The 12,554-nt window shown below is 60.1% G+C and carries 12 protein-coding genes and 1 riboswitch; of the genes, 10 read left to right on the top strand and 2 right to left on the bottom strand.

From position 1 onward, the window contains the following. The first annotated feature begins 109 nt into the window (after positions 1 to 109). The 3 genes from VIN96_RS00185 to VIN96_RS00175 all read left to right on the top strand — a co-directional run bounded on the left by VIN96_RS00185 (position 110) and on the right by VIN96_RS00175 (position 3,342). Positions 110 to 2,290: a protein-disulfide reductase DsbD family protein gene (locus tag VIN96_RS00185; protein ID WP_331893385.1), complete on the top strand. Its 2,181-nt coding sequence runs from the start codon at positions 110 to 112 to the stop codon at positions 2,288 to 2,290. Positions 2,291 to 2,384: 94 nt separating this feature from the next. Beyond that, positions 2,385 to 2,867: a peroxiredoxin gene (locus VIN96_RS00180; RefSeq protein WP_331893384.1), complete on the top strand. Its 483-nt coding sequence runs from the start codon at positions 2,385 to 2,387 to the stop codon at positions 2,865 to 2,867. 142 nt (positions 2,868 to 3,009) lie between these two features. Then, positions 3,010 to 3,342: a hypothetical protein gene (locus tag VIN96_RS00175; protein WP_331893382.1), complete on the top strand. Its 333-nt coding sequence runs from the start codon at positions 3,010 to 3,012 to the stop codon at positions 3,340 to 3,342. A 21-nt stretch (positions 3,343 to 3,363) separates the two neighbouring features. On the opposite strand, the gene rnhA is transcribed toward VIN96_RS00175, so the two are convergent. Continuing rightward, positions 3,364 to 3,822 (bottom strand): ribonuclease HI, encoded by a 459-nt coding sequence (rnhA, locus tag VIN96_RS00170; RefSeq protein WP_331893380.1) that lies wholly within the window; start codon positions 3,820 to 3,822, stop codon positions 3,364 to 3,366. Positions 3,823 to 3,827: 5 nt separating this feature from the next. Then, positions 3,828 to 4,790: a homoserine kinase gene (locus tag VIN96_RS00165; RefSeq protein WP_331893379.1), complete on the bottom strand. Its 963-nt coding sequence runs from the start codon at positions 4,788 to 4,790 to the stop codon at positions 3,828 to 3,830. A gap of 157 nt (positions 4,791 to 4,947) precedes the next feature. Here VIN96_RS00165 and VIN96_RS00160 point away from each other — a divergent pair, with 157 nt between their 5' ends. The 7 genes from VIN96_RS00160 (at position 4,948) to gcvPB (ending at position 12,518) form a co-directional block, all read left to right on the top strand. Then, positions 4,948 to 6,717 (top strand): peptidoglycan-binding domain-containing protein, encoded by a 1,770-nt coding sequence (locus tag VIN96_RS00160; protein WP_331893378.1) that lies wholly within the window; start codon positions 4,948 to 4,950, stop codon positions 6,715 to 6,717. A gap of 76 nt (positions 6,718 to 6,793) precedes the next feature. Then, on the top strand, positions 6,794 to 7,033 hold the full coding sequence (locus VIN96_RS00155; RefSeq protein ID WP_331893376.1) for a CDGSH iron-sulfur domain-containing protein: 240 nt from the start codon (positions 6,794 to 6,796) through the stop codon (positions 7,031 to 7,033). A gap of 10 nt (positions 7,034 to 7,043) precedes the next feature. Next, positions 7,044 to 7,604, top strand: coding sequence for a hypothetical protein (locus tag VIN96_RS00150; protein WP_331893375.1), 561 nt, complete (start codon positions 7,044 to 7,046; stop codon positions 7,602 to 7,604). Positions 7,605 to 7,752: 148 nt separating this feature from the next. Next, positions 7,753 to 7,855, top strand: a riboswitch (glycine riboswitch). Between the two features lie 153 nt (positions 7,856 to 8,008). Next, complete coding sequence (gene gcvT / locus VIN96_RS00145; RefSeq protein ID WP_331893374.1) at positions 8,009 to 9,121, top strand: glycine cleavage system aminomethyltransferase GcvT; 1,113 nt, start codon at positions 8,009 to 8,011, stop codon at positions 9,119 to 9,121. Between the two features lie 40 nt (positions 9,122 to 9,161). Next, complete coding sequence (gcvH, locus tag VIN96_RS00140) at positions 9,162 to 9,536, top strand: glycine cleavage system protein GcvH (protein ID WP_331893373.1); 375 nt, start codon at positions 9,162 to 9,164, stop codon at positions 9,534 to 9,536. 58 nt (positions 9,537 to 9,594) lie between these two features. After that, positions 9,595 to 10,947, top strand: a complete 1,353-nt coding sequence (gcvPA, locus tag VIN96_RS00135; protein WP_331893372.1) for an aminomethyl-transferring glycine dehydrogenase subunit GcvPA — start codon at positions 9,595 to 9,597, stop codon at positions 10,945 to 10,947. An 8-nt stretch (positions 10,948 to 10,955) separates the two neighbouring features. Continuing rightward, entirely contained in the window at positions 10,956 to 12,518 is a 1,563-nt protein-coding gene (gene gcvPB, locus VIN96_RS00130; RefSeq protein ID WP_331893423.1) for an aminomethyl-transferring glycine dehydrogenase subunit GcvPB, read from the top strand. The last annotated feature ends 36 nt before the right edge of the window (positions 12,519 to 12,554 follow it).

Here is a 12,554-nt window from a genome sequence, read left to right as displayed (position 1 = left end):
AAACCACCCCCTCTATGAGTGAAAAATTCAGTCAAAATGATGTGAATTGCCTCAAAGCGGCCACGATCAGCACTTAACCTTTTTGAAAATCCAGATACACTCCGAGGCCATGAAAAACATGCTCCGCATCCTGACCGTCCTGAGTGTCCTGGTTTCCACGTTGGGAACGTTCGCCGCCCCCGCAAACGCGGCGTCCAGCCCCTGGGTTGAAACCGACACAACAGCGTTGCGCATCATCAGCCAGACCGACGCAACGGGCGACGGCGACAGCGTGACTTTGGGGCTTCACTTCAAGCTTCAGGATCACTGGAAAATCTATTGGCGCACGCCCGGTGATGCGGGTTTCCCGCCGTCCGTGGACTGGAACGGTTCGTACAACATCAAGGACCTGCAAATTCAGTGGCCGTTGCCGGAACGCTTTTCGATCCTTGGCTTCGAAACCTTGGGCTACACCGACGAAGTGGTGCTGCCGTTCACCGTTAAGCTGGCACAACCCGGCGACGCCCTGGCGCTGAGCGCCGAGATCAGCTACCTGGCCTGCGCCGAAATTTGCGTGCCCTATGACACCACCATCCAGTTTTCCCTGCCCGCCGGAACCGCCACGCCGTCCGAACACGCCCACCTGATCAACAAATTCCAAACCTTGGTGCCGCGCACCGGCACTCAAGGCGCGGATGCCCTGGGCCTGAAGATCGAAACCGCCCAGTTCCGCACCACCCCCGGCACCGACGACGATCGCGGCACGTTGTATCTGAGCGCCCGTTCGAGCACCCCTTTCCAAAACGCCGATGCGTATATTGAGGGGCCCGAGGGCTTGGCCTTCGCCAAACCCAAGGTGTCGCTCAGCGGCGACGGTGCGATGGCGTTAATCGAGGTTGGCTTCGAAGGCCTCAAGGCCATCAAAGCACCGTTCGATCAGACCGAACTGACCATCACGTTGGCCGATGCACCGCGCGGGGCTGAGTTCAAAGCGACCCCGACCCCCGCCACAGCCGACACCCTGGCCATGGCCGATGCCCAAGCGCTGCCCATAGCGGCCGGTCCGTCGATGATCGTGATGCTGGCGCTGGCGGTTCTCGGCGGGATGATCTTGAACTTAATGCCGTGCGTGTTGCCGGTGCTGTCGATCAAGCTGTTGGGCGTTGTCGGTCACGGTGGCGGCAACACCCGCACCGTGCGCTTGAGCTTCCTGGCCAGCGCGGCGGGTATCATCACGTCGTTTTTGGTCCTCGCGGCGGGACTGATCGCTTTGAAAGGCGCCGGCCTGGCGATCGGCTGGGGCATCCAGTTCCAACACCCCTGGTTCCTCGTCGCCATGGCATTGATCATCACTTTGTTCGCCTGCAACCTGTGGGGATTTTTCGAAGTCCATTTGCCTCAAGCCGTCAATGAAATCGGCGAAAGCACAACCCACACCCATGGTCTGGGCGGCCATTTCATGACCGGCGCGTTGGCGACGCTGTTGGCCACACCGTGTTCCGCACCGTTTCTCGGCACCGCGGTGGGCTTTGCCTTGGCGCGCGGTGCGCTTGAAATCGCAGCGATCTTTGCGGCGCTCGGCATTGGCTTGGCGCTGCCGTATCTGCTGGTGGCGCTGTTTCCCAAGTTCGCCACCAAAATGCCCAAGCCCGGACGCTGGATGATCATCTTGCGCCGCATCCTCGGCTTCGCCCTGGCCGCCACCGCCGTGTGGCTGGTGAGCATTCTGGCGATTCAGGTCAGCGAACTGGCCGCCGCGTTGATCGCCGCCATCATCGCGGTCATCGCGGTGACGCTCTACGTCCACAAACGCCTGCACAGAAAATATGGGCGCATGGATTGGGCTGTCGTTGCGATTTTAGCGGTTTTGGCCTTCGCGGTGCCCGACAGGCTCGCCAACGGGCCGGAAGCCCAAGCCGACCAAGCCAAACTGGACGGTCTGTGGCAAACCTTTGATCAGCAGGAAATCCGCAAGCTGGTGAAGGACGGCAAAGTGGTGTTCGTCGATGTGACCGCTGAATGGTGCATCACCTGCCAGGTCAACAAAGCCGTGGTAATCGGCAAGGGTGAGGTCTTTGAACGCCTGGGCGGCACCGACACCGTCGCCATGCAGGCCGATTGGACCCGGCCCGACCCGGTGATCTCGCAATACTTGGCGTCGTTCGGGCGCTATGGCATCCCGTTCAACGCGGTCTACGGTCCCGGCGCGCCGGACGGCATCGCTTTGCCGGAGCTGCTCAGTCAATCGGCGGTTTTGAAAGCCCTCGACGATGCCGGCGGCGGCGCCATGGCGATTGCGCGCGAACGATAAAATTTAACGATTTCGCCGTTGTAATCTGTACGCCTTATGCCCAATTTAGGGATCAATAGGTTTTATTGAATCATTCCAATTGGGAGCACTTACAATGACCATTCAGCCCGGCGACAAAATTCCTGCCGCAACCCTTTACGAAATGGGCCCGGACGGCCCCGGCGGCGTCAGCACCGATGACCTGTTCAGCGGCAAGACTGTCGTCCTGTTCGGTCTGCCCGGCGCCTTCACGCCGACGTGTTCCGCTCAGCACCTGCCCGGCTTCGTCAAGATGGCCGACCAGCTCAAAGCCAAGGGCGTCGACGAGATCGTCTGCTTCGCCGTCAACGACGCGTTCGTCATGGGTGCCTGGGGCAAAGACCGGAACGTCGCCGGAAAAGTCCGCATGATTGCCGACGGCGACGCGGAACTGACCAAAAAAATGGGCCTGGAACTGGACCTCTCCGGCAAGGGCCTGGGCCTGCGTTGCGATCGCTTTGCGATGATCGTCGAAGACGGCGTAGTCAAATCTATCGACCAAGAAGCTCCCGGTGCATTCGAAGTTTCCAGCGCCGAAGCGCAATTGTCCAAGCTGTAAGGCTTCATTCCCCGATGACGTTTAAGGCCCGCCAATTTGGCGGGCCTTTTTCATGGTGATGGCGATCACAGCGTTGCCTTTCAATATTAGGGCATGCTTATATTCAGAACGCCCCGCAATAACAATAAGCAGGATACCCCCGATGAAGATCTTCCTTCCGAGCGCCACTGTGGCGGTCATGTTGAGCGCCGCGCCGGTTGCGGCTCAAACGGCCATCGCCCAAGCAACGGCAGCCATGGGCAAGCCGGAAACCGCGGAACGGGTACAAATCCAAAACCGTAACCGCTACAATGAAAACGCAGATGCAGGCGTGAAAGTGCGCACACAAACGCAAGAACGTGTCCGCACCCAAGACTGGTACAATGGCAACCCGTCGCGTAACAATTTCGGCCCCAGCCGCAGCTTTGGCAACGGCTTTGGCAGCGTCTACGGCGCTGGCGCCGGTGGTGGATTCGGTGGTGGCGGACACCGTTAAATCATAACGAACGCTGCGGCCCTAAAGCACTTGGCTGTCTTTATATTGGCTGATCGCCAAGCGCGCTAGTTCGTCGCAGCGTTCGTTTTCCGGGTGGCCGGAATGGCCTTTGACCCAGTGCCATTCGACATCGTGATCCGACAACGCGCTATCGAGGCGCATCCAAAGATCTTGGTTTTTCACCGATTTTTTGGCGGCGGTTTTCCAACCGTTCTTTTTCCAACCGTGTATCCATTTGGTGATGCCGTCTTTGACATAGGTGCTGTCCGTGTGGATGCGCACCTTGTTCACACCGCGTTTGAGCTGTTCCAATCCGATGATCGCCGCCATCAATTCCATACGATTGTTGGTGGTCTCAGGGTCTGAGCCTGAAAATTCCTTTTCCACCCCTTTCCAGCGCATCACCACACCCCACCCGCCGGGGCCGGGGTTGCCGCTGCACGCGCCATCGGTATAGATATCCACCACATCGTCGCTCATCTTCGTCAGTCCAATCCGTATGCGCCGGGGCCTGTGACGGCCTGATGGAAGCGCAGCTTGTCGTAGTATTCCAGAGGATTCTTAGGTGTTACCAAGGCGTTTTCGGGGGTGTTCAGCCAGTCGTACAACCGGGTGAGCAAGAACCGCATCGCCGCGCCGCGCGCCAACAGCGGTAAGGCCTGCACCTCGGCGTCAGACAATTCACGAACCTTGCGGTACGCCCGCAACATCTTACGTGCCTTGGTCGCATTGAACGAACCGTCGCGCTCAAAACACCACGCGTTGAGACAGATGCCAAGGTCGTAGGCGAACTGATCGTTGCACGCAAAATAGAAATCGATCAGACCGCTCAGATGCTCGCCACGAAAAAACACGTTGTCGGGAAACAGGTCGGCATGGATCACCCCGGACGGCAAGTCGCGGGGCCATTCAGATTCCAACACATCCAACTCGGCGTTCAGCGCGGCGGTGATGCCCGGAAGAACGTCATCACCGCGCCCTTCGCAGGCCTCCAGCAAAGGACGCCAACTTTCCACGCTCAAGGCATTGGGACGGCTCAATTCAAAATCCGCGCCGGTGACATGCATTTCGGCCATGGCCCGTCCCAGTTCGGCGCAATGATGGTTTTGGATTCGCTTGGGCCACATGCCGGTCAAGAACGTCACGATCGCTGCGGGCCGCCCGCTGAGTTCGCGCAACACCTCGCCATTGAGCGCATGTACCGGCGTCGGACACGGTATGCCACGCGCCGACAAGTGCTCGGTCAAGCCTAGGAAAAACGGCAAATCGTTTGCATCGACGCGCTTTTCATACAGCGTCAGAATGAACGAGCCCTGCTCCGTCACCAGCAAAAAATTCGAATTTTCAACGCCTTCGGCGATACCTTTGCACGACAAAACCTCGCCGATGCCGTAACCGGCAACAAAGGCGGTGAGATCGTCGTCGGAGATGTCCGTATAGACGGCCATGGCGGGGAGATCCTTAAATCCAAGCAGTTTGCCCACGAATCGTTCGGCGCCATAAAAACACATGGACGCCTTGGTGGACAGGCTGTTTCAATGCGATAATATGTCAGCGCGGCCCGAAGATTAAGGAAACAAAATGCGCCCACAAGGGCCTTTCATCGTGCTTGCTGCTCTTGGGATTATCATCACCGCCCCGTCGACCTGGGCGGCGAGCAGTGCTGGCGTGCCTGAAAGCTATTTGGAACATCTCGCCACATTTGAAACCGCCGCCGGTGTCGGGCCCGAAGATATCGAGCAATCGGCCCCCACAGCCGCGACCAATCTTGTGCAGAGGATTCAAAAGGGGCTTGCCGATCAGGGGTTTTATCTCGGTCCCCTGGATGGGCGCTACGGCCCGCAGACCGAGGCTGCGATCAAGGCCTATCAAAAAAGCGCCGACCTGCGCATCGACGGCAAGGCCACCGAAGAATTGGCCAAAGACCTGGAAACCGGCGGCCAGGTCAGCAAGCTTTTGGGACGATTGGAAAAGTCGCGTCGTCAATCGACGGATGCCGCACGTGAGGCTTTGCGGGCCAATCCGCTCACCCGCAATTTGATCGAAGGCGTTTCCAGCGCCCCGCAAAGCGCGCCGCGCGACAAGAAAGCCTGCATGGCGAATCCAGAACCGCGCTGCTTGTTGATCGAGGCCGCCGCCAGTGCCCGCGACATCGACAAGCCGGAAATGCGCGACTGGGCGTTGGGTGAAATTCTCACCGCCCAGGCTCGCGCCGGATTGGCCCAAGACGCCGCCATCACCACGCGGCGTATTCACGATCCGCGCCTGATCATGGTGGCGCTACGCGATATCGCCAAGGCGCGCGCCGAAATCGGCCAGATCGAAGACGCGCTCGCGGCGGTCGACATCATTCCCGACCCCGTGCAGCAGGTCGAAGCCTATGTCGCCATCGCCGAAATCCAAAGCCTCAACGACAGCACCTTCAACGCCGCCCAAACGGTCGAACACTTGGCCCCGTACCTCGATCGGATCGAATCGGTGCTGACACAGATTTCCTTTCGCACCCGCATCTCCGTAATCTTGCACAAGGCCGGATTCGATGCCGACGCTCTGGCCTATATCACCGCAGCTGAACGGCAACTCGACCTGATCAAGGACAAGGAAATCCTCAACAAAGCGCGCCGCCACATCGCTGCCGCCTATGCCGAAAACGGCATGGCCCAGCGTGCGTTAACGGTGCTGAAAGACGTCGAAAACGGTGCCAGCGATGTCCCTGTGCTGGTCGCGGCGGCCACCGGGCTCGCCCAAGCGGGTCAAGCGGATGCTGCCCTGGTCACCGCCGACAGCATCGAAGCCGTGCGCTACCGCGCCTTGGTATTGGCGCGCATCGCATCCTATCAGGCCGGGGCCGGTCAGTTCGACCAAGCCCGCACAACCCTCGACAAAGCCAAGGAAGCCGCGGCGAAGATCGAGTTTCCTTTTGCCAAGGCTTACGCATTTTCGCGCATTGCCCTGGCCTTTAACGACGTCAGCATCAGTATCGGCGGCGAACAGAACCTCAGCGACGAAGCCATCAACACCACCCACCTGATCAAGGACGATCGCCTAAAGGCGCATATTTTTTGGACCATCGCCGACGAACGCCGCCGCGGCGGCGACATCGACGGGGCCACCATCGCACAAGCCGAGGCGACCAAGGCCACAGACGACATCATGAGCCCGTTTTCCCGCGTTTGGATGCTGTGCGACATCGCCGAAGAGCGCTCCCAACGTTTGGAAACGGATGCCGCATGGTCGGTTTTCGGTTTGGCGTTGGACGAGGCGAAAACCATCTCCAATCCCTGGGGGCGGGCTCGCGCGCTGAGCAAGGTCGCGGCGACCATGACGTCGTTGGCGGATAAATCCACACAAAGCGCGCTGCAGCCGAAGAATTAATCCCCACCTTGTATCTGGCGTCGGCCTTGATTAGAGTGCCTTCACCGCACCACCCAATTCTATCGAGGCAAAATACATGAGCGAAGCCGTCTGCACCCAAAAAGCCCCTTACGTTGTCGAAGCGGAAGAAGGCAAAACCTACTACTACTGCACATGTGGACTGAGCGAAAAGCAACCGTTCTGCGACGGCAAGCACAAGGGCAGCGGTTTTTCACCCATCGCGCACACGGCCGAAAAAGCCGGCAACATCTATTTCTGCGGCTGTCGCGCCTCAAAAAAAGGCGCGCTGTGCGACGGCGCCCACAAAACCATCTAAGGTCATACCCATGAAGCTGTTGCAACGCCCCATGCACACCTTATTCAGCGCAGCCTTGGTTGCGTTGGTAGGGTTGGGTTTGGGTGCTTGCACCGGCGACAAGCCCACCCCCCCGCCGTGCCCGGACATCCTGATCGTCGCCGACGGGGCCAAGCTGACCCGTTTCAAACCTGGCCCGGGTCGCGACATCATCGATGTCCTGCATGAAGAAGAGATCGCGGGTTTCGCCCATTCGTGCGAATACGACACCGATGAAACCGGCGCGGGCGAGCTGACAGTTTGGCTGTCACCGGCGATCGTATCCAAACGCGGCCCTGCCAACCAGACCGGCGACGCAGACTTCGAATACATCATCGCCACGACCGACGCGCAAAAGAACATCTTGTACAAGGGGCGTTATCCGCTGGTGCTGACGTACACCGAAAACGTGCCCAACCTCATGTGGCAAAGGCCTGAACCGCATGAGCTGGTGTTGCCCTTGAAGCCCGGGCAAACCGGCGAGGATTATCTGATCTACCTGTCGTTGGCGCTCAACCGCGTCGAGTTGGAGTACCAGCGTAAAAATCGCTGACCCATGACACGGAAAGGCCTTGCAACCCGGCAAGACTTCCCTTACGTAGTCAGCGCCCCATTGACCTCAGCGGGGTAGCCTTTAGAATGAACTGGGCTCGATCAAATCGGGCTTAGAACTTTGAAATTCAAAACTGGTTTCCTCGACTGAAGCCGCCACGGGAGAGACTGTCGCGCCAGGCATTTGGTGACGACAGCGCCGAAGGAGCAACCGCCCCGGAATCTCTCAGGCAAATGGACCGTGATGGCGACGAGGCTCTGGAAAGTAGGCGGCTGAAGAACCGGCCCCTCACCGAAGATGTAACCCAAGGCATGCTTGGGGAATCTTTCAGGTTCCAAGACAGAGTGGGGCAGCACCTGATCCCGGTGGATCGGTGACTGCCAGAATCTGCTAGGGAACCTGTTATGAACGACCACAACGAGCAAGACCTCCTCACCACGCCGCTGGATAGCCTGCACCGCGAACTCGGCGCGAAGATGGTGCCGTTCGCCGGTTACGCCATGCCGGTGCAATATCCCGCGGGCATCCTCAAGGAACACCTGCATACCCGCGCGGGGGCGTCGCTGTTCGACGTTTCGCACATGGGTCAGGCGTTTTTAATGGGCGAGCACGCCGTCGAAGCATTCGAAACCCTTGTGCCCGGCGACTACCAAGCCATGGCCGAGGGCAAAACCCGCTACACCGTGCTGCTCAACGATCAAGGCGGCATCTTGGACGATCTGATGGCGACGCGCATTGCCGGGGGTCTATATCTGGTGGTCAATGCCGCGTGCAAGGACCAAGACTTCGCCCACATTGAAGCGGGCACCAAGGGCAAGGCCGAGCTGCAAATCCTCACCGATCGCGCGTTGCTGGCTCTGCAGGGCCCCAAAGCCGGCGATGTGTTGGCCAAACTGGCCCCGGAAACGGCCGAGATGAAGTTCATGAACTTCCGCGAAGTCGAAATCGGCGGCATTCATTGCTTCGTCACCCGCTCGGGCTACACCGGCGAAGACGGCTTTGAAATTTCCGTGCCGTCCGATCAAGCCGAGGCGTTCGCCAAATTGCTGTTAGACCAACCCGATGTCGAGCCCGCCGGGCTCGGCTCACGCGACAGTCTGCGCCTGGAAGCGGGCCTGTGTCTGTACGGTCACGACATCACCACCGCCACCACGCCGATCGAAGCCGACATCAAATGGGTGGTCAACAAACGCCGCCGCGAAGAAGGCGGCTTTCCCGGCGCGGACGTGATCTTGAAGCAGTTGGAAAACGGCACCGAACGCTTGCGCGTCGGCATCCTGCCCGAAGGCCGCGCCCCGGCCCGCGAAGGCACCGAAATCCAAGATTTGGACGGTAACACCATCGGCACCGTGACCAGCGGCGGTTTCGGCCCTTCGGTCGGTGGCCCCATCGCCATGGGTTACGTGAAAACGGCGTTTGCCGCCGAGGACACCCCGGTGAACCTGATCGTGCGCGGCAAACCGCTGGCGGCCAAAGTCGTCAAAATGCCGTTTACGTCCAAAAGCTACAAAACCTAACTCGCATTTTATTGATTGATCTGAAAACGGGATGAGCAACATGAGCATCAAATACACCAACGACCACGAATGGATCAGCGTCGACGGCGACACCGCCACGGTTGGCGTCACCGATTACGCCCTTGAGCAACTGGGCGATTTGGTTTTCGTCGAAGTGCCTGAAGCGGGCCGCACCGTGTCCAAGGGTGACGAAGCCGCCGTGGTGGAATCGGTGAAGGCCGCGTCCGAAGTCTACGCACCGGTTTCGGGCGAAGTGATCGAGGGCAACGCCGCCATCGCCGACGACCCCGCGACCGTTTCCGGCGATCCGTCGGCAAACGGCTGGTTCTTCAAAATTAAACTGTCCGACGCATCCGAGCTGGACGGCCTGATGGACGAAGACGCTTACAAAGCTTACGTCGACAGCCTCGACTAAGACCCGACCCTGCCCCAGGCCTGCGCCTGGGGCCTTCTTGAACAAGGAATTCGTGCTGATGCGTTATCTGCCTCACACCGAAGAAGACCGCAAAGCCATGCTTGACGCCATCGGCGCAAACGCGGTCGAGGATATGTATTGCGACGTGCCTGCACAGGCATTGTTGGACAAGCCTGTGGACCTGCCCGGATTTGTCGGCGAGTTGGAGGTCGAACGGACCTTCAGCGCCCTGGCGGCGAAGAACCTTTCGCCCTCAACCGCACCCAGCTTTTTGGGAGCGGGCGCATATCGTCATCACATCCCGGCAACGGTGGATTACCTGGTGCAACGCGGCGAGTTTCTCACCGCTTACACCCCGTATCAGCCGGAAGTTTCACAAGGCACGCTTCAGTACTTGTTCGAATTCCAGACCCAGGTCGCGCTGATGACCGGCATGGAAGTGGCCAACGCGTCCATGTACGACGGCGCGACGGCGACGGCGGAAGCGGTGATGATGGCTGTGCGTGCAACGCGCCGCAATCGCGCCGTGCTGGCGGGTGGCCTTCACCCGCACTATTTCGATGTCACGAAGACCAGCGCCCATTCGCTGGACATCGAATTGGTCCATCCCGATTCGGACCCCACCCGTCCCGCAGATCCGGCCAGCGTCATCAATTTGATCGACGATCAGACCTCGTGCGTGGTGGTGCAAAGCCCCGATGTGTTCGGCCGCATCATCGATCTTAAGCCCATCTCCGAAGCTGCCCACGCCAAAGGCGCACTGGTGGTCGCGGTGACGACCGAAATCGTTTCGCTGGGACTGTTGGAAGCGCCCGGCAACCAAGGCGCCGACATCGTCGCCGCCGAAGGCCAGTCGCTGGGCAACGCGCTCAGCTACGGCGGTCCTTACGTCGGTCTATTCGCCACCACCTCGAAACTGGTTCGCCAGATGCCCGGACGCGTCACCGGCGAAACCCAGGACGTCGAAGGACAACGCGGCTGGGTGCTGACGCTGTCGACCCGCGAGCAGCACATCCGCCGCGAAAAGGCGACCTCGAACATCTGCACCAACGCGGGCCTATGCGCGTTGGCGTTCACCATCCATGCGTCGCTGCTGGGCGAAGAAGGACTGGCGCGACTGGCACGCATCAACCACGCGAACGCCTGCAAGCTGGCCGATATGCTGGCTGGTGTGAACGGGGTTGAACTGATGAACGACAGCTTCTTCAACGAATTCACCGTCAAGCTGTCCAAGCCCGCCGAACAGGTGGTCGAAGCCTTGGCCGAACGCGGCATCTTGGGCGGCGTGCCGATCACCCGCTTGCTGCCGGAACGCGACGATCTGGCGAATTTCTTGCTGGTCACCGTCACCGAAACCAATTCCGACGCGGATATGGACGCGCTGGTCAAAGCGCTTGGGGAGATCCTCTAATGGCTGATATGTCTCAAGGCCGCACCAATGTGCCCGTCGGCGGCAGCCAAGCCCCGGCGCAAAAAACCATCAGCGGCTCCAAAGGCCTCGACTTTGCCGAACCGCTGATCTTCGAAATGGGTGAGGAAGGCCGCACCGGCGTCGACCTGCCCGACGTCGAAGTGTCCAACGACCGTCTGGGGGGCATGCGCCGCAAGGACGCGGTCGGCCTGCCCGGCCTGTCCGAGCCGCAAGTGGTGCGCCACTACACCCGCTTGAGCCAGAAGAACTACGGCATCGACAGCGGCTTCTATCCGCTCGGTTCGTGCACCATGAAGCACAATCCGCGCATCAACGAAAAGGTCGCGCGCCTCAAGGGCCTTGGCGACCTGCACCCGATGCAACCCGACAGCACCGTGCAAGGCGCGCTGGAACTGATCGACACCCTGGCGCATTGGATCAAGACCTTGTGCGGCATGCCGGCCGTGGCGATGAGCCCCGCCGCCGGCGCGCACGGCGAACTGTGCGGCATGATGGCCATCAAGGCCGCCCTGGAAGATCGCGGCGAAGGCGAAACCCGCAAGCGCGTGCTGGTGCCTGAAAGTGCCCACGGCACCAACCCGGCGACGGCGGCGGCGTGCGGCTTCACGGTCGATTCCATTCCCGCCACTGAGCGTGGCCGCGTCGACATCGATGCGTTCAAGGCTAAGCTGGGTCCGGACGTTGCGGGCATCATGCTCACCAACCCCAACACCTGCGGCTTGTTCGAAAACGACGTCATCGAAATCGCCGACGCCATTCACGAAGCAGGCGGCTATTTCTACTGCGACGGCGCCAACTTCAACGCCATCGTCGGGCGCGTGCGTCCCGGTGATCTGGGCATCGACTGTATGCACTTGAACCTGCACAAAACCTTCTCCACCCCGCATGGCGGCGGTGGTCCGGGTGCCGGTCCGGTGGTGCTGTCCGAAGCTTTGGCTCCGTTCGCCCCGGTGCCCTATGTCATCCACGACGGCGATGGCTTCAAGATGGTCGAACACAAGGCCGATTCCGACGCCAAGCCGTTTGGCCGTCTGAAGGGCTATCACGGCCAGATGGGCGTGTTCATCCGTGCGTTGGCGTTCATGATCAGCCACGGCGCCGACGGCTTGCGCCAAGCATCCACCGACGCGGTACTCAACGCCAACTATCTGCGCGCCAAGTTGCAAGATGTGATGAGCGTGTCGTTCGACGGCATGTGCATGCACGAGGTTCTGTTCGACGATCATTTCTTGAAAGACACCGGCGTGACCACGCTGGACTTCGCCAAGGCGATGATCGACGAGGGCTTCCATCCCATGACCATGTACTTCCCGCTGGTGGTGCACGGCGCGTTGTTGATGGAACCCACGGAATCGGAATCCAAGGAAACTCTGGATCTGTATATCGAGACTTTGCGCGGTCTCAACGCTCGCGCCCAATCGGGCGATGCGCAGTTCTTCAAGGACGCCCCGGTGCTGACCCCGCGCCGCCGTCTGGACGAGACGGCGGCGGCCCGCAAGCCGGTGCTGCGGTGGACCCCGCCGGTCGAACAGGCGGAAGCTGCGGAATAAGAACAACCCACAAAAAAACGGGGGCTCGGTTTCGAG

Origin of the sequence: Magnetovibrio sp., from assembly GCF_036568125.1 — a bacterium.
Classification (GTDB): Bacteria; Pseudomonadota; Alphaproteobacteria; order Rhodospirillales; family Magnetovibrionaceae; genus Magnetovibrio.
This window is presented reverse-complemented; position numbering and strand designations above follow the sequence as displayed.